General features: G+C 66.3%; 22 protein-coding genes. 13 read left to right on the top strand and 9 right to left on the bottom strand.

Going from position 1 to position 20,389, the window contains the following annotated elements; all coding sequences use genetic code 11:
* The first annotated feature begins 356 nt into the window (after positions 1-356).
* The 9 genes from ffh (at position 357) to rpmE (ending at position 5,419) form a co-directional block, all read left to right on the top strand.
* Positions 357-1,856 (top strand): signal recognition particle protein, encoded by a 1,500-nt coding sequence (gene ffh / locus DKT77_RS15650; RefSeq protein ID WP_109812611.1) that lies wholly within the window; start codon positions 357-359, stop codon positions 1,854-1,856.
* Positions 1,853-2,374 (top strand): GNAT family N-acetyltransferase, encoded by a 522-nt coding sequence (locus tag DKT77_RS15645; protein WP_109812610.1) that lies wholly within the window; start codon positions 1,853-1,855, stop codon positions 2,372-2,374. The genes ffh and DKT77_RS15645 overlap by 4 nt, the downstream gene beginning before the upstream one ends.
* Before the next feature lie 72 nt (positions 2,375-2,446).
* A complete protein-coding gene (locus DKT77_RS15640; protein WP_109812609.1) occupies positions 2,447-2,761 on the top strand; it encodes a chorismate mutase in 315 nt (104 codons plus the stop codon).
* A gap of 45 nt (positions 2,762-2,806) precedes the next feature.
* Entirely contained in the window at positions 2,807-3,172 is a 366-nt protein-coding gene (gene rpsP / locus DKT77_RS15635) for a 30S ribosomal protein S16 (protein ID WP_109812608.1), read from the top strand.
* A gap of 59 nt (positions 3,173-3,231) precedes the next feature.
* A complete protein-coding gene (locus tag DKT77_RS21110; RefSeq protein ID WP_238547940.1) occupies positions 3,232-3,375 on the top strand; it encodes a hypothetical protein in 144 nt (47 codons plus the stop codon).
* Positions 3,375-3,917: a ribosome maturation factor RimM gene (gene rimM / locus DKT77_RS15630; RefSeq protein ID WP_238547939.1), complete on the top strand. Its 543-nt coding sequence runs from the start codon at positions 3,375-3,377 to the stop codon at positions 3,915-3,917. Before DKT77_RS21110 ends, rimM begins: the two co-directional genes overlap by 1 nt.
* A complete protein-coding gene (gene trmD / locus DKT77_RS15625; protein WP_109812607.1) occupies positions 3,914-4,744 on the top strand; it encodes a tRNA (guanosine(37)-N1)-methyltransferase TrmD in 831 nt (276 codons plus the stop codon). The genes rimM and trmD overlap by 4 nt, the downstream gene beginning before the upstream one ends.
* A 49-nt stretch (positions 4,745-4,793) precedes the next feature.
* Positions 4,794-5,186: a 50S ribosomal protein L19 gene (rplS, locus tag DKT77_RS15620; RefSeq protein WP_109812606.1), complete on the top strand. Its 393-nt coding sequence runs from the start codon at positions 4,794-4,796 to the stop codon at positions 5,184-5,186.
* Positions 5,187-5,197: 11 nt separating this feature from the next.
* On the top strand, positions 5,198-5,419 hold the full coding sequence (gene rpmE, locus DKT77_RS15615; protein ID WP_109812605.1) for a 50S ribosomal protein L31: 222 nt from the start codon (positions 5,198-5,200) through the stop codon (positions 5,417-5,419).
* A gap of 75 nt (positions 5,420-5,494) precedes the next feature.
* Here the strand turns inward: rpmE and DKT77_RS15610 are convergent, their stop codons facing one another.
* The gene (locus DKT77_RS15610) at positions 5,495-7,138 is read right to left on the bottom strand and encodes a peroxidase family protein (protein WP_109812604.1); all 1,644 of its coding nucleotides are present in this window, start codon (positions 7,136-7,138) and stop codon (positions 5,495-5,497) included.
* A gap of 277 nt (positions 7,139-7,415) precedes the next feature.
* On the opposite strand from DKT77_RS15610, the gene DKT77_RS15605 reads away from it, so the two are divergent.
* Positions 7,416-8,225, top strand: a complete 810-nt coding sequence (locus tag DKT77_RS15605) for a division plane positioning ATPase MipZ (RefSeq protein WP_109812800.1) — start codon at positions 7,416-7,418, stop codon at positions 8,223-8,225.
* A gap of 75 nt (positions 8,226-8,300) precedes the next feature.
* Here DKT77_RS15605 and DKT77_RS15600 read toward each other — a convergent pair whose 3' ends face one another.
* The 4 genes from DKT77_RS15600 to DKT77_RS15585 all read right to left on the bottom strand — a co-directional run bounded on the left by DKT77_RS15600 (position 8,301) and on the right by DKT77_RS15585 (position 13,456).
* On the bottom strand, positions 8,301-9,341 hold the full coding sequence (locus DKT77_RS15600) for an AI-2E family transporter (protein WP_109812603.1): 1,041 nt from the start codon (positions 9,339-9,341) through the stop codon (positions 8,301-8,303).
* 36 nt (positions 9,342-9,377) lie between these two features.
* Complete coding sequence (locus DKT77_RS15595) at positions 9,378-9,815, bottom strand: universal stress protein (protein ID WP_109812602.1); 438 nt, start codon at positions 9,813-9,815, stop codon at positions 9,378-9,380.
* A complete protein-coding gene (locus DKT77_RS15590; protein ID WP_109812601.1) occupies positions 9,812-12,421 on the bottom strand; it encodes a TRAP transporter permease in 2,610 nt (869 codons plus the stop codon). Before DKT77_RS15590 ends, DKT77_RS15595 begins: the two co-directional genes overlap by 4 nt.
* A gap of 66 nt (positions 12,422-12,487) precedes the next feature.
* A complete protein-coding gene (locus DKT77_RS15585; protein WP_109812600.1) occupies positions 12,488-13,456 on the bottom strand; it encodes a TAXI family TRAP transporter solute-binding subunit in 969 nt (322 codons plus the stop codon).
* 233 nt (positions 13,457-13,689) lie between these two features.
* On the opposite strand from DKT77_RS15585, the gene DKT77_RS15580 reads away from it, so the two are divergent.
* On the top strand, positions 13,690-15,015 hold the full coding sequence (locus DKT77_RS15580) for an aspartate aminotransferase family protein (RefSeq protein WP_109812599.1): 1,326 nt from the start codon (positions 13,690-13,692) through the stop codon (positions 15,013-15,015).
* 26 nt (positions 15,016-15,041) lie between these two features.
* Here the strand turns inward: DKT77_RS15580 and DKT77_RS15575 are convergent, their stop codons facing one another.
* Entirely contained in the window at positions 15,042-16,046 is a 1,005-nt protein-coding gene (locus tag DKT77_RS15575) for an NAD(P)-dependent alcohol dehydrogenase (protein ID WP_109812598.1), read from the bottom strand.
* A gap of 112 nt (positions 16,047-16,158) precedes the next feature.
* Between DKT77_RS15575 and DKT77_RS15570 the strand changes: the two genes are divergently transcribed.
* Entirely contained in the window at positions 16,159-17,040 is an 882-nt protein-coding gene (locus DKT77_RS15570) for a LysR family transcriptional regulator (RefSeq protein WP_338016083.1), read from the top strand.
* Between the two features lie 9 nt (positions 17,041-17,049).
* Here DKT77_RS15570 and DKT77_RS15565 read toward each other — a convergent pair whose 3' ends face one another.
* Positions 17,050-18,054, bottom strand: a complete 1,005-nt coding sequence (locus tag DKT77_RS15565) for an ABC transporter ATP-binding protein (RefSeq protein WP_109812597.1) — start codon at positions 18,052-18,054, stop codon at positions 17,050-17,052.
* Entirely contained in the window at positions 18,051-19,037 is a 987-nt protein-coding gene (locus DKT77_RS15560) for an ABC transporter ATP-binding protein (protein ID WP_109812596.1), read from the bottom strand. The genes DKT77_RS15565 and DKT77_RS15560 overlap by 4 nt, the downstream gene beginning before the upstream one ends.
* 204 nt (positions 19,038-19,241) lie before the next feature.
* Here DKT77_RS15560 and DKT77_RS15555 point away from each other — a divergent pair, with 204 nt between their 5' ends.
* Positions 19,242-19,436, top strand: a complete 195-nt coding sequence (locus tag DKT77_RS15555; protein WP_109812595.1) for a hypothetical protein — start codon at positions 19,242-19,244, stop codon at positions 19,434-19,436.
* Positions 19,437-19,440: 4 nt separating this feature from the next.
* Here the strand turns inward: DKT77_RS15555 and DKT77_RS15550 are convergent, their stop codons facing one another.
* Positions 19,441-20,346 (bottom strand): ABC transporter permease, encoded by a 906-nt coding sequence (locus DKT77_RS15550; RefSeq protein ID WP_109812594.1) that lies wholly within the window; start codon positions 20,344-20,346, stop codon positions 19,441-19,443.
* Between the last annotated feature and the right edge of the window lie 43 nt (positions 20,347-20,389).

Below are 20,389 nucleotides of genomic sequence, written 5' to 3'. Positions count from 1 at the left end.
TAATCGCGCGAACGCCCGGAAACCCATACTTGCTTGTTAAGCATGATTTATTCTCCCGATTTTCGGCTGCGCTCGGCGACTCGCCGACAGCGGCCCGCGCCCCGCACCCGCCTGGCGCAGCCCGATCCGGCCCAGGCAGTTGCAGCGCGGGCCGAATGGGCCTGATGGCTTGACAAAGCCGCCCAAACCGCGCACACGCCGCGCAAACCCCGGAAGCTTCGTGCCTCCGGTCCCTTGGCAGTGCCGGGATCGCCGTCCACCAGCGCGTTGCGCCCGTGGGCGCGCTTCGCGTTACGCCGCCACCGGGCCGAAGCTGTCGCCACCGGGACCGCGCGCAAGCCAAGGGGGCCATGCCCATGTTCGAGAACCTGTCAGAACGCCTCGGAGGTGTGTTCGACCGCCTGACCCGTCAGGGCGCTCTCAGCGAGGATGACGTCAAGACCGCGCTGCGCGAGGTGCGTGTCGCCCTGCTGGAAGCGGACGTGTCGCTTCCGGTGGCCCGCGATTTCGTCAAGGCGGTGCAGGACAAGGCGACCGGGCAGGCCGTGACAAAGTCAGTCACGCCCGGCCAGCAGGTCGTCAAGATCGTGCATGACGAACTGGTGCATGTGCTGGCGGGCGACAATGAAGACCCCGGCGCGCTGAAAATCGACAACGCCCCGGCACCGATCCTGATGGTCGGCCTGCAGGGCTCGGGCAAGACGACGACGACTGGCAAGCTGGCCAAGCGCCTCAAGGACCGCAACGGCAAACGCGTGCTGATGGCCTCGCTCGACACCAACCGGCCCGCCGCGATGGAACAGCTCGCCATTCTCGGCACGCAGATCGGCGTGGACACGCTGCCGATCGTCAAGGGCGAAACCGCTGTGCAGATCGCCAAGCGCGCCAAGCAGCAGGCCACCTTCGGCGGCTACGACGTCTACATGCTCGACACTGCGGGCCGATTGTCCATCGACGAGGAACTGATGGCGCAGGTCGAACAGGTCCGCGACATCGTCACCCCGCGCGAGACGCTGCTGGTGGTGGATGGCCTGACCGGGCAGGACGCCGTGACCACCGCGCAGAACTTCGACGACCGCATCGGCATCTCCGGCGTCGTGCTGACCCGGATGGACGGCGACGGGCGCGGCGGCGCGGCGCTGTCGATGCGCGCCGTGACCGGCCAACCGATCAAGTTCGTCGGCCTCGGCGAAAAGATGGACGCGCTCGAAACCTTCGAACCCAGTCGCATCGCGGGCCGCATCCTTGGGATGGGCGACATCGTCGCGCTGGTGGAAAAGGCGCAGGAAACGCTCGAGGCCGAACAGGCCGAGCGGATGATGAAGCGTTTCCAGAAGGGTCAGTTCAACATGAACGACCTGAAGGGCCAGCTGGAACAGATGGTCAAGATGGGCGGCATGGAAGGCATGATGGGCATGATGCCCGGCATGCAGAAGATGAAGAAGCAGATCGACGCGGCCGGGCTGGATGACAAGATCCTGCGCCACCAGATCGCGCTGATCGATTCCATGACCAAGAAGGAACGCGCCAACCCGCAGCTTCTTCAGGCATCCCGCAAGAAGCGCGTGGCCAAGGGCGCGGGGCTCGAGGTGCAGGAACTAAACCGTCTTCTGAAGCAGCACCGCCAGATGGCCGACATGATGAAGAAGATGGGCAAGATGGGAAAGAAGGGGATGCTGCGCAATCTCGGCGGCCTCTTCGGCGGCGGCGCGGGCGGCCCGACCGAGGCAGAGATCAAGGCGGCGCAGGCCCAGATGGGCAAGATGCCCGGCGGCTCCCTGCCCGGCGGCTTTGGCGGACCGGGCGGCGGCGCGGCCCTGCCGCCGGGCCTGTCCGGCTTCGGAAAGAAGAAATGACCCCGCCCGTTCTCGAAACCGACCGGCTGGTCCTGCGCGGACCCTGCGCCGACGACGCGGCCGCCTTCGCGGCGTTCAGCGCCGATGCCGGGCTGACCCGCTTCGTGGGCGGCGCGATGGCTCCGTGGGAAAGCTGGCGCTACCTGTGCGAGGTAATCGGCCACTGGACGATGCGCGGCTTCGGGCGCTGGATCGCCGTGGACAAGGCCAGCGGTGCGCCGGTCGGGCTGTACGGCCTGCACTACCCGTCCGAATGGCCGGAACCCGAGATCGGCTGGCTGACCTTTCCCGGCCACCACCGAGTCGGCCACGCGCGCGAGGCGGCGATGGCCGCGCGTCGCCATGCCTATGACACGCTTGGCTGGACCACCGTCATCAGCCTGATCGACCCCGACAACATCGCATCGGTGGCCGTTGCCGAACGGCTGGGCGCGGTGCGCGACCACGACTTCACGCATCCGCGTTACGGCGCGATGGGCGTCTGGCGGCACCCCGGCCCGCAGGAGACCGCGGCATGAAATCATATGGGAGTCATATGCGCTTCATATGCGAGTCATACGCGGGTTTGCCGCCCGTTTCGGGAGGCTGCCATGTCCGCTGACACGCCCGCAAATGATCCCGTGGTGCGAGCGGCGGAGCTGCTCAAGGGGCACCGCGCCAGCATCGACCGGCTGGACGCGATACTCGTCTACACGTTGGGTGAACGGTTCAAGCACACGCAGGCGGTGGGCGTGCTCAAGGCACGCCACGCGCTGCCGCCTTCCGATCCCGCCCGCGAGGCGGCACAGATTTCCCGGCTGGAGGACCTCGCCCGCGAGGCCGACCTCGATCCGGAATTTGCCAAGAAATTCCTGAACTTCATCATTCAGGAAGTCATCAAGCACCACGAACGTCACCAATCCTGAGGCCGCCTGACGCGCGCCCAGAACGCCATTCAAAGGAGAAACCCAATGGCTATGAAACTTCGTCTCGCCCGCGGTGGGTCCAAGAAACGCCCCTTCTACCGCATCGTCGCCGCCGACAGCCGGATGCCCCGCGACGGCCGCTACCAGGAGCGTCTGGGCATCTACAACCCGCTGCTGCCCAAGGACAGCGAGGACCGCGTGAAGATGGACATGGAGCGCGTCCAGTACTGGCTCGACCAGGGCGCGACCCCCACCGACCGCGTTGCCCGTATGCTCGAAGCCGCCGGCACCCTGCCCAAGAAGGACCGCGCCAACCTGAAGAAGGGTGTGCCGGGCAAGAAGGCGCAGGACCGCGCCGCCGAGAAGGCCGCCAAAGCCGCCGAGGCCGCTGAAGAAGCCTCTGCAGAATAAGCCTTTTTTGCGCCCTGCCCCCTGCCGGGGCGGGGCCTGATCCAGCGGTGGAGCCTGCCATGATCCGGCTTGTGATCTACATCGCGGTGTTCGCCGGCGGGCTTTGGGCCGGAGCCGAATACCAGCGTGTCACGGCGGTGGAAGACTGCCTGAACGCCGGCGGGTCGGCCGACCCGCGCGGCTTCTGCGTGGCGCCTGACTGATGCCCCCGCCCGAGGCGATGATCTGTGTGGGGGCCATCGCGGGGGCGTATGGCGTGCGCGGTGAGGTCCGGCTGAAAAGCTTCTGCGCCGAACCCGCCGCAATCGAAGAATACGCCCCGCTCACCACCGAGGACGGCGCGCACAGCTTCACGTTGCGCGTCACCGGCCAACTCAAGAACGGGCTGACCGCGCAACTGGGTGGTGTGCACGACAAGGAGGCCGCCGACGCGCTACGCGGCACGCGCCTCTATGCACCGCGCGACCGCTTGCCCGGCCTTCCGGACGACGAATACTATCATGCCGACCTGATCGGCCTCGACGTGCTCGATACCGGCGGCGGCCCGCTTGGTACTGTCGCCGCGGTGCACAATCACGGCGCCACGGACTTGCTGGAAATACGCCTGCCCGGCAGCGCGGAAACGGTGCTGCTGCCCTTCACGATGGCCGCCGTGCCGACCGTGGACCTCGGCGCGGGACGGCTGATCGCCGATCCGCCCGAGGGTCTGTTTCCGGACAGCGGCGGCGCGGACTTGCCCGCATGAGCGCGCCGACCCGGTCCCACGGGCGCAAGTCGATCCGTGCCTCGCTTGTGCCGGGTGACCTGATGGACGAACCCGCCGACCTTGTGGGCGCGTGGAAGGCGCGCGTCATCACGCTGTTCCCGGAGGTGTTTCCCGGCGTTCTGGGGGCATCGCTGACCGGCAAGGCGTTGCAGCAGGGGCTCTGGCAACTCGACACGATCGACTTGCGGGCTTTCGGCGAAGGGCGCCATCGCAATGTGGACGACACGCCAGTAGGCGGCGGCGCGGGCATGGTTCTGCGCCCGGATGTGCTGGCCCGCGCGCTGGCGCAGGCTGGCCGCGGCACGCCGGACGACCGCGCGCTCTGGCCGGTTGTGGCGTTGTCGCCACGCGGCCGACCCTTCACACAGGCCACCGCGCAGGCCTGGTCGCAGGCGCGCGGCGTAACGCTGATCTGCGGGCGGTTCGAAGGGATCGATCAGCGCGTGATAGACGCCTTCGGTATCGAGGAAGTGTCGCTGGGTGATTTCGTGATGACCGGCGGCGAGATCGCGGCACAAGCCTTGATTGACGCCACGGTCCGTCTTATACCCCGCGTGCTCGGGAATCATGCGTCGGTGGAGGAGGAGTCTTTCTCTTCAGGCCTGCTTGAACACCCGCAGTATACGAAACCTGTCGATTGGGAAGGCCGCACGGTCCCTGACATTCTCCTGTCCGGGCACCACGCGAATATCGCCTCCTGGCGCCAGGCCGAGGCCGAAAGGCTGACGAAGGAACGCCGCCCTGACCTCTGGCGGGCTTACCGTGCCGCGCACGGTAGGGACCCGGACGGGGACCAAGAGCTCTGAGGGCGCACCCCAAGTCGCGGACCAACCGCGCCAGAAAAGGATGACCGCGATGGATTTGATCGCACAATTGGAAGCTGAGCAGATCGCTGAGCTTGGGAAGGAAATTCCCGACTTCAAGGCGGGTGATACTATCCGCGTTGGTTACAAGGTGACCGAAGGCACCCGCACGCGCGTGCAGAACTACGAAGGTGTGTGCATCAGCCGCCGCCACGGCAGCGGCATCGCAGCCTCGTTCACGGTGCGCAAGATCTCGTTCGGCGAAGGCGTGGAGCGCGTGTTCCCGCTGCATTCGACAAACATCGACAGCATCACCGTGGTGCGCCGTGGCCAAGTGCGTCGCGCGAAGCTGTACTACCTGCGCGACCGTCGTGGGAAGTCCGCCCGTATCGCCGAAAAGACCAACTACAAGCCGCTGGCCGGATCGGCCGACGCCAACGCGTAAGGATCGGCGAGATGAAAAAGAACCTGCACCCCGAATATCACGTCATCGACGTGAAGATGACCGACGGAACGGTCGTCCAGATGCGGTCGACCTACGGCAAGGAAGGCGACAGCCTGGCGCTGGACATCGACCCGCTGTCGCACCCCGCCTGGACCGGTGGTTCGACCCGCCTGATGGACACCGGCGGCCGCGTGTCGAAGTTCAAGAAGAAATACGAAGGCCTCGGTTTCTGAAACCTGCGGCATCGCATTTCAAGACAACTCTGCGCCGTCCCTTCCGGGGCGGCGTTTTGCTTTTTACGGGCCGCTTCAGGCGGGCCGCACTGCCCTGAGCAATGCTGCAAGGCCCAGGGCAAGGAAGGCGACGGACGGCGGCAACGGCACATTGGAGGGTGGAAGCGGTGCCAGGAACGGCGTCTGTCCCCATGCGGAGGGCGCGTAGCCCGTGTCGCGGTTGAGCAGCGCGGACATGGTCATGCCCGAGAGCCAGTCGTCCAGCGCGGCCTGTGCCGCCGCGTCCTGGAACCCGAGGGTGAGCCCGGCGATGTTGCGGAATTGCAGCGCCCAAAGCGCGCGGCCCGTCTCGCCGAGATAGCTGCCCGGCGAGCGGAACTCGCCGAACAATCCCACGATCAGGTCAATCCCGTCCGGCTGGCCAGCATAAGCTTCGAGGATGTATTGCGGCAGCAGCAGGTCCAGTTCCACCGATGCAAAGCCGAGCGCGGTCCGGACGCTCTCGTAGTCGGCAAGCCCGTGATCCCGGCCCCGTTCGATGTTGGTCGCGAACAGGTCGATCGGAAAGAGCGTCCCGGCAGCGGGGATCTGGTTGTTGCGCAAGCTGTCTGTGACGACGGTGTCCACGGGTTCGCCAGCCTGCTGCGTCAAGCCGAAAAGCCGCTCGGCCTGAGTGGCCGGGTCGAGACAACTTGCTGTGAAGAAGCAAGCATCCAGTGTCGTTTCGGTAAGCGGCCCGCCCGGCGCGCCCGTCACGATCACCTCGGGGACCTGCGTATGCCCGATGCGGCCCGATGCGGTGGAAAACTCGTTGATCGCCTGAGCGACGCCCTGCAACACAGTCGGGTCGGGCAGATGGCCGTCGAGAGGACCCGGCCCAAGGAACAGCGGCAGCAGTTCGTCGTAGAAGATCTTGTGCTGCAGATTGGCGACCATGACGCGCGCACGGTCGAAGATCTCCTGATCGGTGCAGCTTGGGCAGGCCGCGGCTATCTCGTCCGCGAGCCGATTGTGTTCCCGCAGGAACAGTGCGTGCAGGGCACGCAGAGACGGGTTCTCGTCGGCGCGCATGTCACCGGCGGCGGGCATTCCGTTGATGATCGGCACATCCCCGCCCGCGCCGATCTTCATGCGGCCACCTGTCAGACTGCGCAACTCGGCCTGCCGGTCAAGCGAACTGCCGTAGACGGTCGAGCCGTCGAAAGCGTTCGTAACCTGATCGAGTTGCTGACGCGGATCGTCCGAGCTTGTGCCTCCGACGAAGCGCGCCCGGTCCATCGCGATGTCGGTCTGCCCGCTCTCAAGAAGGGGATCGGCCGGGTCTTCGATCGCAATGGGGCTCGGCTCGGCCCCATCGGTCGGTGTGTGCGCGATCTCGTGACTGGCGATGAACTGGAACATCGCGACCGCCATGTTGCTCAGCGGGGTCGCATCGCGTGCCCGGTACCCCGGCTGGCTGAGCAGGTTCGACAGCGAACGCGCGTTTGGTCGGCCCGGACCTGCCAGTGTCCCTGCGCCGTCCGCGTAGTCGGAGGGCGCGAGACGCACCAGCGGAACCAAGGGTTTGGTGGCAGAGATCGGAGGGCCTGTCACCCCGAGCGCACCAGCCGACAGCACGGCGGCGGGCAGCGTCGCGGCCGTAACGGCCGGGGGAGCAGCAACGGCGGCAATCATCGCTGCCATGCACATTCCGAGGCGGGCGGAGGTCAAAAGCACCATGTCAATACCTTCCCCGACCCCGCGCGGCCACGCAGAGCCGATAACAAATCCGAACAGGAAATTGTTCCGCCCGCCGTCGGCCCCCTGTCAAGCATCGTTACTGCGGTGTTTGTGCGCAGGGGCTGGGCGCAAGGCGCCAAGGCTCGCTCCGGGCGCCCGGACGGCATCTGCCCGGCGCACCCCCATGATCGTGCTTTCCAAGCCGCACAACGCAAAATATGGTGGTCGCGGCAGCCTGCCGACCAGCGGGCGACAGGAACAGGACACAGGAACTCGCGTGGCCTATATCATTGTAATCGGGAACGAGAAGGGCGGCTCCGGCAAGTCCACCACGACCATGCACCTGGCCACTGCGCTGGTTCGCATGGGGTACCGCGTGGGCGGGCTCGATCTAGATCTGCGCCAACGATCCTTCGGACGCTATGTGGAAAACCGAGAGGCGTTCTGCCGCCGCGAAGCCCTCCACCTGCCAATGCCCTGGTACCTGCCCCTGCCCGAGATCGACCCGGCGGACGTGCCCGAAGGCCAGAATATCTACGACCTTCGGCTGGACGCGGCGGTCAATGAACTGGATCCTGCAGTGGATTTCCTGCTGATCGACTGCCCGGGATCGCACACCCGCCTGAGCCAGCTGGCCCATTCGATGGCCGATACGCTGGTCACACCGCTGAACGACAGCTTCATCGATTTCGACCTGCTGGCCCGGCACGACCCGGACAGCGGCAAGATCACCGGTCCTTCGGTCTATGCCGAAATGGTCTGGAATGCCCGCCAGTTGCGGGCGCGGGCGGGTCTGAAACCGATCGACTGGCTGGTGATCCGCAACCGGATGGGCCGCCAGCAGATGCACAACAAGAAGCGTGTGGGCGACGCGCTGAACGACCTGTCCAAGCGCATAGGCTTCCGCGTCGCACCCGGCTTCGCAGAACGGGTGATCTTCCGGGAACTGTTTCCGCGCGGGCTGACACTGCTGGATCTGCGCGACGTGGGCGGCGGCAGCCTCAGCCTGTCGAACATCGCCGCCCGGCAGGAGGTGCGCGACCTTGTTAACGCCCTGAACCTGCCCGGCGTGCGCGCCGATTTCTGACGCGGCGCGCCACGTCATACCGGCGGTTTTTCAGGGCAGGAAACCCGTCGCGGGGGCTCGGCTGTCCAGAAGGAATCAGTAAAGGTCGCCGTTGCGCGAGGCTAGCACAGCAACCACTCGCGTCGCGCGGAACTGCGCCAGCGCGATCAGCAGGATCGATGTCATAGGCACCGCGATGATCGCACCGGGCAGTCCCCAGAGCGACGACCACAGCACAAGCGCCAGCAGCACCGTCAGTGGCGACAGGTTGAGCGAGCGGCTCATCACACGAGGCTCAAGCCAGTTGCCGACATAGACCTGCGCCGCTGTCAGCGCGACCAGCGCCAGCAGCGTGAGCTGGATATTGGCCGTCGCCAGCAGCGTATACACCAGCACCACCCCCACCCCGAGCAGCGAGCCGACATAGGGAATGTAGTTGAACAGGGCGATCAGGAAGGCCCAGAACATCGCGTTCTCGATCCCGAGCAGCCACATCACCACCCAGGACAGCGCCCCAACGATCACGTTGATCAGGGTCTTTGTGGACAGGTAGGTGACGATCTGTTCATTGATCCGCCGGAAAATGCCGATCGCCGCTCCGCGCTCCGACATGTCGGGCAGAACAAGGTCAATCTTGCGGCTCATCGGGGCGCGCTCGGCCACCATGAAGACGATATAGGTGGCGATCAGCACGGTGTATCCGCCGACGCCCGCCGCCGAGGACAAAACGCCCAGCGACAATCCTGGAACATCCAGCGTGGAGATCAAGAAATCGCGCACCGCATCGGTGGTCTGAACGCCCTGCATCCCCAGCAGATCGGCCAGCCGTGCCATCCATTCCAGCAATCGATCCTCGAAGGCAAGCTCGGTCTGGGCGATGTTGCGCAGATTGGTGACCGCAACAAGGCTCATGCCGGCCACCGCCAGCCCGAAGATTGTCAGCGCCAGCACATAGGCCAACCAGTCCGGCACCCAGGACAGGCCCGGCACCCGGCGTAGCCCCAGCGATGCGCCGACCAGCACATAGGTCAACATGACCGCCACCACGACAGGCAGGATCACCGTCTTGCCAATCACCAGCACCCAGCCGACCAGAACGGTCAGCGCCGTGACATGGAACGCGTCACGCAAGCTCATCCAAGATCCTCTTGCCCAGCGGGCGGGATTGCCCGGTCAGGTGTCGCGTACCACGAAGACCGAGCAGTCGGAATGCCGCACGACACGGCTGGCATTGGGGCCCAGCAGATAGTCGCGCAGCGCCGGCCGATGAGAGCCGATGACGATCAGTGTCGCCTTGTCCACCTTGGCCACCTGCAGCACCTGTTCATAGACTGTCCCGGTGCTGACGACGTGGCGGACCCTCGCGTTCGCCTCGGCGCCCAACACCTTCTCCACGAGGTCCGAAAGCGCCTGCCGGGTCTGCGCTTCGGCTTTCGCGTGAAAATCCTTCTGGAAATAGCTTCCGACCATGGAGGTGCCGTAATCGGGCAGCACCGTCATCACGTCCAGGCGCGCCTCGTCCAGTTGCGCCATCTGCGCCGCCCGGCGCAGGACGGGAGCCTCGTGTTCGGGCTGGCTGACGTCCAGCGCGCACAGAACCACGCCACTCATGCGATTGCCTCCTCTTGGCGCCCGGCGCGGGCGCGCTGCAACATGACGACCCCGCCCAGCAGAAGCAGTGCCGGTATCCAGATCAGTTCCTTGGGCAGTTGCGACGCGGGCATCTTGACCTCGGACAATGTGACGGGCGTATCGCCGTAGAAGTCAAAGCCGCTCATGTCCTCGGCGAAGGGGGTGCCGAAGAACGGCTCCTCCATTACCATCTGCCCGCCGTCTTCCATGAACGCAAGGCCAAGCCCCTCCAGACGGTCGGCGCCACTGGCGCCCTCGCCGTCCACCGGCAGGGCAAGCGTCAACTCCTTCGGATCGCCGGTCAGGAAATCCGGCCCGGCAACGATCACCCGCATGGTGCTGCCGGCATCGGCGCTTCCGATCGCCTCTTCAATCTGAGCGGGCGGCACCTGTTCGAAGGGCGGCGTGATCCGGTTCATGAAGAAGTCCGGCCGGAACAGCGCGAAGGCCACGAGGATCAGGATGGCGCTTTCCACGATGTTCGACTTGGTCAGGAAATAACCCATGGATCCCGCCGTGAAGACAAGGATCGCAATGGTTGCAACGATGAACACCACTACGCCTTGCACCAGTCCCACATCGATCAGCAGCAGGTCGGTATTGAAGATGAACATGAAGGGCAGCGCGATGGTGCGCAGGCTGTAGAAGAACGCGACGAACCCGGTCCGGATCGCATCGCCCCCCGATACGGCGGCAGCGGCGAAACTGGCAAGGCCCACTGGCGGTGTCACGTCGGCCATGATCCCGAAATAGAACACAAAGAGGTGCACCGCGATCAGCGGCACAATCAAACCGGACTGCGCCCCAAGCTCCACCACAACCCCTGCCATAAGGGACGAGACGACGATGTAGTTCGCGGTGGTCGGCAGCCCCATGCCAAGGATCAGCGACAGGATGCCGACGAAGAACAGCATCGCGACAAGGTTGCCACCGGACACGAATTCCACGAGGTCGGCCATCACCTGTCCGATACCGGTCAGCGTCACGGTGCCGACGATCACGCCCGCCGTCGCGGTCGCAAGGCCGATGCCGATCATGTTGCGCGCGCCAGTGATCATTCCAGCGATCAGGTCCTTCACGCCCTCCAGCGCGGCGGTCACGATCTGGCTTTCACCCCGAAAAATCGCCTTCAGCGGTCGCTGTGAAAGAAGGATGCCGAACAGCAGGAAGGTCGCCCAGAACGCGGAGAGACCGGGAGATTTCTGTTCGATCATCAGGAAGTAGACCAGCACGACGATCGGCAGCAGGAAATACAGACCCGCCTTGTAGATCTCGCCCACGACAGGCAGTTCCACCTCCTCGGCATTGGGATCGTCCGGCTCGAGGTCGGGCACGGTGGCGGCCAGCCAAAGCAGCGCGATGTAGGCCACGAAGACCAGCGCGGCCAGCACCCAGCCCGCGCCTTCGGGCACCGCTGCTACGACCCAGCCGACCGGGTATTGCACGCCATAACACAACAGCGCGAAGCCGGCGAAGAAGGCCGCCATGCCACCGATCGTTCTGCCCATGCTGACCACGCGATTGCCGAGCGTCGGCATGTTGCGCTTCACCGCCTCCAGATGGACGATATAGACCAGTGCGATGTAGCTGACGGCGGCAGGCAGGAAGGCGTGGGTGATCACCTCCACATAGGAGATGCCCACGTATTCGACCATAAGGAACGCGGCGGCGCCCATCACGGGCGGCATGATCTGCCCGTTCACGGAACTTGCGACCTCGACCGAACCGGCCTGTTCGCTGGTGAAGCCCACCCGCTTCATCAGCGGGATCGTGAAGGTGCCGGTGGTCACCACGTTGGCGATGGACGAACCCGAGATCAGGCCAGTCGCGGCGGACCCGACGACCGCGGCCTTGGCTGGGCCGCCCTTCAGGTGCCCCAGCGCGCCGAACGCCATCTTGATGAAATAGTTGCCCGCGCCCGCCTTGTCCAAAAGCGCGCCGAACAGCACGAAGAGGAAAACGAACCGGGTGGACACGCCAAGCGCGATGCCGAACACCCCTTCCGAGGTGATCCACATGTGGCTCATGGCCTTTTGCAGGCTTGCGCCGCTCCACTGGATGACCTCGGGCACCCAGGGGGCTGAGCCGAAAAAGACATAGGCGAGAAAAATGGTGGCGATGATCGCCATCGCCGGGCCAAGCGCGCGGCGCGCGGCCTCGAACAGCAAGATCAGGCCGACGAGAGCGAACCACTTGTCGGTGTTGTCAGCCAGACCGCCGCTCTGGACGATCTTGGCGTAGAAGAAGTAGCCGTAGAGCGACAGGAACGCGCCCGCGACAGCCATCACCCAGTCCTGGATCGGGATGCGGTTGCGCGGGCTGGATTTCAGCGCGGGGTAGGCCAGGAACGCCAGGAAGATCGCGAAGGCAAGGTGGATCTGCCGCGAATTGTTGATCAAGTCGCCCGGCAGCACGTTATAAGCCACGGGCGAGGCGAGGACGACCTGGAACACGGACCAGATCAGTGCCACCAGCGCGACGAACACCGCCACGCCGCCGGTCGGATTGCGCGCGCCCGCGTCGCTCGCGTTGACCATTTCCTGAAGTTCGGCTTCAGACAGACCCTTGTTCGCTGCGTCCGACATCCCTGTCCCCTTTTGTCGTCTGTCCGGAAGGACCGGGGGCCACGACGGCCCCCGGCAGGCGGCACATCAGTTCATCAGGCCGACTTCGGTGTAGTACTGCGCCGCACCGTCATGCAGTGGCGCCGACAGGCCGTCCTTGACCATCTCCTCGCGCTTGAGATTGGCGAAGGCCGGGTGCAGCTTGGTGAAGTCGTCGAAGTTTTCGAACACCGACTTGACCAGCGTATAGACCACCTCGTCCGACACGTCCGTGGAGGTCACGAAGGTCGCGCCCACGCCGAAGGTCTGCACGTCGTCCGCGTTGCCGCGATACATGCCGCCGGGGATCGTCGCGGTGCGGTAGAACGCGTTGTCCGCCACCAGCTTTTCCACCGTTGGGCCGGCCACGTTCACCAGCACGCTGTCGCAGGCGGTGGTGGCTTCCTGGATCGACCCGGACGGGTGTCCGACGGTATAGACCATCGCGTCGATCTGGTTGTCGCACAGCGCCGCGGACTGCTCGGCTGCCTTAAGTTCGGTCGCCAGCGCGAAGTCGTCCATCGTCCAGCCCATCGCATCCATCAGCACTTCCATCGTGCCGCGCTGCCCGGACCCGGGGTTCCCGATGTTGACGCGCTTGCCCTTCAGGTCCTCGAAATTGGTGATGCCGCTGTCGGCGCGGGCCACCACGGTGAACGGTTCGGGATGGACCGAGAACACGGCGCGCAGCCCTTCGAACGGGCCCGCATCGCTGAACGACGACGTGCCGTTGTAGGCATGGTACTGCCAGTCAGACTGCGCCACGCCGAATTCCAGTTCGCCCGCACGGATCGTGTTCAGGTTATAGACCGACCCGCCGGTGGATTCGACCGAGCAGCGCAGCCCGTGTTCCTTGCGGCCCTTGTTCACGAGGCGGCAGATCGCGCCGCCGGTCGGATAGTAGACGCCGGTCACGCCGCCGGTGCCGATGGTGAAGAATTCCTGCGCGCTTGCCGCGGGCGCCATCATGGCCCCCGCCGCCAGTGCGACGGCGGTGATCTTGAGTTTGGCGAGCATCTGGATCTCCCTGTGTTGATGCTGTGATGTGCCCGGGGCGGCCCGTTGATCGCACCTGCCCCGCGGTCGTGGTAAACCCATGCAACCCCGCCGCGCCCGCGTTGTCAATGCAACCGCCCGGCGGCAAGGTGTTTCCCGGAGGTAACAAACCGGGCGCACGGAAATGCGGCGGCTTGAACCGCCGCGCCAGTGGTGCGCAAGCACTCTGCACCCCTCTGATCGCGAGTCGCCCCATGTCGCATGTCTTCCCCCGCCATTGCCACGCCACCCAGCCGACCGTCGCGCGCGGCGACGGTGCCTACCTGATCGACACCGCCGGAAAGCGGTATCTCGATGGATCGGGCGGCGCGGCCGTCTCGTGCCTTGGCCATTCGGACGCCGACGTAACGGACGCGATCCGCGCGCAACTCGACAAGGTCGCCTTCGCGCATACCGGCTTCATGACATCCGAACCGGCCGAACGTCTGGCCGACCTGCTGATCGCGCACGCCCCCGCCGGGCTGGACCGGGTCTATTTCGTCTCGGGCGGGTCCGAGGCGATGGAAGCCGCGCTGAAACTCGCCCGGCAATACATGATCGAGACCGGCCAGCCGCAGCGCCACCGCGTGATCGCACGGCGGCAAAGCTACCACGGCAATACGCTTGGCGCGCTGGCCACCGGCGGCAACTTGTGGCGGCGCGAACCCTTCGCCCCGATGATGATCGAAACATCACATATCGCGCCCTGCTATGCCTATCGCGGCCAGCAGGACGGAGAGTCCGAAGAAGCCTACGGTCTCCGCGTCGCGGATGAACTCGAGGCCGAGATCCAGCGCCTCGGCGCGGATCAGGTGATGGCCTTCGTGGCCGAGCCGGTGGTCGGCGCCACGTCGGGTGCGGTGCCGCCCGTGACCGGCTATTTCCGCCGCATCCGCGAGATCTGCGACCGCCACGGCGTGCTTCTGATCCTCGACGAGGTGATGTGCGGGATGGGCCGCACCGGCACTCTCTTCGCCTGCGAACAGGACGGGATCGCGCCCGACATCACCGCCATCGCCAAGGGGCTTGGCGCGGGATACCAGCCGGTGGGCGCGATGCTGTGCACCGGCACGATCTACGACGCCATATCGGGCGGGTCGGGCTTCTTTCAGCATGGCCACACTTATATCGGTCACCCGGTCGCCACCGCCGCCGCGCTGGCCGTGCTGACCAAGCTGACCGACGGCGGGATGGCCGCGCGCGCGGCTCGGGTCGGCCGGACCCTGCGCGCCGCGCTGGAGGACCGCTTCGCCCAGCACCCCCATGTCGGTGACATCCGGGGACGCGGCATGTTCCTGGGGCTGGAGATCGTGGAGGATCGCGAAACGAAAACCCCCTTCGCGCCCGATCGGCAGGTCGCCAAGCACCTAAAGGCCCGCGCTTTCGAGGCGGGGCTGATCTGTTACCCGATGGGCGGCACGATCGACGGGCGGCAGGGCGCGCATGTGCTGCTGGCCCCGCCCTTCATCCTGTCCAACGACCAGGTGGGCGAGTTGGTGGACAAGCTGTCCACCGCCATGGACGCCGTCCTACCCGCCTGACGGGCCACCTTTCGCGGGGCGCCGCCTCACGCCGCCGCCGGTGCGGCGGTCGGCGCAGTCCCGGCGATCTCTATCACCAGGCTGCCGGTCTTGTGGCGGCCTTCCACCCGCGCGTGTGCGTCGGCGATTTGTGCCAGCGGCATCCGCGCGTCGATCACCGGGCGCAGCGCGCCGGCCTGCCAAAGGTCCGCCACCGCAATAAGATCCTCGCGGCGGTCCGGTGCGATGCCCAGCAGCATCCGCTGCCCGCCGCGCAGTCGGGCGGCCAGCGCGCGACCGACATCGCCCAGGCTGAATTCCAGTGGCACGAAGCGTCCGCGCGGTGCCAGCGCACCGCGCGCCTGCGCGAAGCCGAGGCTTCCGACCGTGTCGAGGATCACGTCGTATCCGTCGCCGCGCCGCGCCACTGGCCCGGCGGTGTAGTCGGCGACACGGGCAGCCCCCAGCCCATGCAGCAACGCCGCCCGCCCCGGCCCGGCGGCCGCCGTGACCTCCGCGCCAAGGTGACGTGCGATCTGCACCGCGTAGGCCCCGACACCGCCCGAAGCGCCGGTGATCAGAACCCGCTCTCCCGGCTGAAGTGCCGCGATGTCGCGCAGAAAGCTCAGCGCCGACATCGCGCCGAATGGGAGCGCCGCGGCCTCGGCCGGGTCGGCGCCGTCCGGCAGTTCCACCATCGGCGCACTTTCCGGAAGCGCCAGCATTTCGGCATGGGCGCCCATGCCCGGCGAGACGCCGAACACCCGCTGCCCGACCCGCCATTGCGTGACCTCCTCGCCCACGGCGACGATCCGGCCGGCGAAGTCGCGGCCCAGCACCGGCTGGCGCGGACCGCGCAGCCCGGCCATCAGGCGGCCCAGAAGCCACATCCCGCCGGGAAATGCCGAAGCGCGGAAACGCCAGTCAGCGGTGGTGACCGCGCTGGCCTCCACGGCGATCAGAACGTCGTTCGGGCCCGCCTCCGGCGTCGGCATTTCGCCCACGGTGACAACGCTTGCGGGGCCATAGCGGCGATAGAGTGCGGCTTTCATCTTGCAGTCTCCTGTGTCCGGTGTGCTGAGACTGTTCTACACCGTGCCTATTGCAAACGAAATTGACTGATATTCTTCTTATGATATGCGTTTCTGCATGGATTGGCGCGCCGTGAAATTCGACTGGAACCGCGCCCGCGCGTTCCTCGTGACGGCGGAGGAAGGATCGCTTTCGGCGGCCGCGCGCGCACTGGGGATGACGCAGCCGACGCTGGGTCGGCAGGTGGCCGCGCTCGAAGAAGAACTGGGGCTGTTGCTGTTCGACAGGGTCGGCAAGGGGCTCGTGCTTACCCCGGCGGGGCTTGGCCTGCTGGACCATGTCCGCGAGATGGGCGCAGCAGCGGGGCGGGTGTCGCTGGCCGCGAGCGGCCGGGCGCAAAGCGTCGAAGGCAGCATCACCCTGACCGCGAGCGAGATCTATTCCGCCCACCTGCTGCCGCCCGTCGTCACCGATCTGCGCCGCCGCTTTCCCGGCCTAACCATTGAAATCGTGGCCAGCAACCAGACCGTGGACATCCAGCGCCGCGAGGCCGACATCGCGCTGCGCAGCTACCGGCCGGAACAGGGAGACCTGATCGCTCGGAAGCTGCGCGACGATGCTGCCCGGCTTTACGCCGCCCCTGCCTATCTCGACCGGATCGGCCCGCTGAATGGCCCCGAGGATCTTGCCCGAGCGGACTTCATCGGCTTCGACGGCACCGCCGCCATGCGCGACGGGCTGGCGCAACAGGGCATCCCGCTCGAGGCGCGAAATTTCGGGCTGCTCACCGCCAATCATCTTGTGCATTGGGAGTTGTGCAAGGCGGGCGCCGGGATCGGAATCTTCCCGGAATTTCCCGGCGACAGCGAACCCAAACTGCGGCGGGTGCTGCCCGCCCTGCCCCCGATGGTCTTTCCGATCTGGCTGACAACGCACAGAGAATTGCAAACCAGCCGCCGGGTGCGGGTGGTGTTCGACACGCTCGCCGACGCGCTGTCGCGTCCGCCGGGGTGAAGCGCCAGGCTATTCGGCCAAGTGGCAGGCGACGCGCGCCCCGCCGACGCGGCGCATTTCGGGCCGTTCAGATTTGCAACGCGCCACGGCAATCGGACAGCGTGGATGGAAGGCACACCCCGCGGGCGGGTTGATGGGATCTGGGATCTCACCCTTGGGCGGTTCGACCTCCCGGCCATAGGCGTCCATCCGCGGGGCAGCGGCGAACAGCATCTGCGTGTAAGGGTGGCGCGGCGTCTCGAACAGCGCGTCAGAAGCCGCTTCCTCCACCAGCCGTCCGAGGTACAGAACACCGATCGTGTCGGCCATGTGCTGCACTACGGTCAGGTCATGGCTGATGAAAAGATAGGTCAGCCCGTATTCCTCGCGCAGGTCGGACATCAGGTTCAGCACCTGCGCCTGTACCGACACATCAAGCGCCGAGGTCGGTTCGTCGCAGACGATGAGCTTCGGGTTCGCGGCCAGCGCGCGGGCGATGCAGATGCGCTGCCGCTGCCCGCCCGAAAATTCATGCGGGTACTTGACGGCGTCCTCGGCCGCCAGCCCGACCTGTTCCAGCAGCCGTTCGGCAAGCCCGCGTGTGTCCCCGCCCCGCGCCGCGACGGGTTCGGCGATGATGTCGCGCACCCGCCAGCGCGGGTTCAGGCTGGCATAGGGGTCCTGGAAGATCATCTGGATCTCGGACCGCGCGGCAGCGACCTTGGCGGCGTCGGTTTCGCTGGCAAGGTCCACGTCGCGCACACGCACTTCCCCTTCGGAGGGGTCGAGCAGCCCGACGACCATCTTGCCGATGGTGGACTTGCCCGACCCGCTTTCGCCGACCAGCGCATAGACCCCACGCTCCGGGATGTCGAAACTCACATCGGAGACAGCCGTGAGCCGCGCGCGCGGGAGCCGTTCGATCACCCGGTTCAGCCACGGCTTCGAAACGTCGAAGACTCGCGTCAGCTTGCGGATGCGCACCAACGTGCCGTCCTGCGCCGCCGGGTGCGGGCCGGTGCCCTTGTCGCTCATGCCTCGGCCTTCTCGGTTTCGGTGACAGGATACCAGCAGGCGGCGCGACCGCCATCGGCGTCGAGCCGCGGCGCCGGATCCACGTCGCAGTTCAGACCGCGCCGGGGACAGCGCGGATGAAAGGCGCAGCCCTGTGGAAGCGCGCCCAGACGCGGCATCGCGCCGGGGATCTGGGTCAGACGCCGCTGCCCGCGCGACGCGCCGGGCGTAGAGCCCATCAGCCCGACCGTGTAGGGATGCCGCGGCGCGCCCAGAACACCCGCGACCGGGCCGATCTCGGCCAACCGTCCGGCATACATCACGGCAACGCGGTCCGCAGCTTCGGCAATCACACCCATGTCGTGGGTGACCAGCATCACGGCGGTGCCCCGCTCGCGGCACAGGCGCTTCAGCAGGGCGATGATCTGCGCCTGCACAGACACGTCGAGCGCGGTGGTCGGTTCGTCCGCGATCACCAGCGAGGGTTCTGCACACAGCGCCAGAGCAATCACGACCCGCTGCCGCATCCCGCCGGAAAAGGCATGCGGGTAGCTGTCCACCCGGTCACGGGCGGCGGGGATGCCGACCTCGTCCAGTGCGGCGATAGCCCGCGCGCGCGCTTCGCTGCGCGACACCGGCAGGTGTTCGAGGATCGTCTCGGCGATCTGGTCGCCCACCGTGAGCAGCGGATTCAGGCTGGTCAGCGGATCCTGGAACACCATGCCGATCTGCTTGCCGCGAAGGCGGCGCATCGGCTCCCGCCCCAGTTCGTCGATCCGCGTGCCGTTCAGCCAGACCTCGCCGCCGGCGATGCGCGCAGGACGGTTCAGCAAGCCGATCACAGCGTTGCCCGCCATCGACTTGCCCGCGCCGGACTCGCCCACAACGCCAAGGATCTCGCCCGCCGCGATATCGTAGCTGACCCGGTCCACCGGGCGCAGGATACCGTGACGTGTGGGGATCTCGACCGTCAGATCGCGCAGGGACAGGGTCGGCTCGCTCATGCTGGAACCCCCGCTCCATCGCGGCTTCGCCCGATTTCTGGACAAATGCCCGATTTATCAGCACCCCAGCCACTCACTGGCAGCTTGTGCTGCGGCGCAGCATCAGCACGCCCCCCAAACGGCTCAGGGTGTGGTAGGCTCATGGCAGGGGCGCACCGGGGGGACTGACGCGCGCCGCATCGCCGACCGAAAGGATCAATCGCCATGTGTCTCTCCGCCGAAGCGCTTGCGCTCTTTCTCAACATCATCGGGTCCGACCTTGTCAGCACCGAGCCGGGGCGCATCATCGTCCACGCCACCGAAGGCGACGTGACATATGTCGCGCGGGACGACCAATGGTGCACCATGGGCCCGCAGCTGGACCGGATGGCCCGGTTCGACGCGCTGAGCACCGAATAGGCCATCACCGCAGCCTCGGGTTCAAAGCGTCGCGCAACCAGTCGCCCAGCAGGTTCACCGACAGCGCAAGCGCCAGCAGCGTGACAGCCGGAAAGAGCAGTATCCACCATTCGCCCGAGAACAGGAAACCCTGACCGATCCGGATCAGGGTGCCGAGGCTGGGCTGCGTCGGCGGCGCGCCGATGCCCAGAAAGCTGAGTGTCGCTTCGGCGATGATCGCCAGCGCAAGGCTGATCGTGGCGATGACCAGCACCGGTGACAGCACGTTGGGCAGGATGTGACGCATCATGATCGCGCCGGGTGTGCGGCCGATCAGGCGGGCCGCGGCGACGTAGTCGCGGTTCTTCTCGACCATCGTGGCGCCGCGCACGACGCGCGCGAATTGCACCCAGTCGGACAGGCCGATGGCGAAAATCAGCACCCAGATCGCCATTTCATTGCGGTATTCGGGCGGGGTGATGCCCTTGGCAATGCCGAAGATCAGCATGGCCACAAGTATCGCCGGGAAGGTGAGCTGCACATCGGCCACGCGCATGATGATGGTGTCCACCCAACCGCCCAGATACCCCGCCAGCAGGCCCAGAGTGATGCCCAGCAGCATGGCGAAGGCCACCGCCATGAACCCCACGAACAGCGAGATGCGCAGCCCGAACAGGATGGTCGAGAACACGTCGCGGCCCTGATCGTCGGTGCCCAGCCAGAACACCTCGCCGGTGAAGGCATTGGGTTCCATCGGCTTGGAAAAGCCGTTCATCAGATTCAGCGTGGCTGGGTCGAAAGGGTCGTGCGGGGCGATCAGCGGCGCAAGTACCGCCGCCAGCACAAGGATCGTCACCACGACCAGCGAAACGACCGCGACCGGCGCGTGGCGGAACGACCAACCAAGGTCGCTGTCCCATGCACGGCGCATGCGCGATCCAGCCCGCGCGGCGCCAGTACCGGAGCCAGTCGAG

Origin of the sequence: Meridianimarinicoccus roseus, assembly GCF_003172915.1 — a bacterium.
GTDB classification, from domain to species: Bacteria; Pseudomonadota; Alphaproteobacteria; order Rhodobacterales; family Rhodobacteraceae; genus Meridianimarinicoccus; species Meridianimarinicoccus roseus.
The sequence above is the reverse complement of the archived record's forward strand: the minus strand, read 5'-3'. Positions and strand labels throughout refer to the sequence as shown.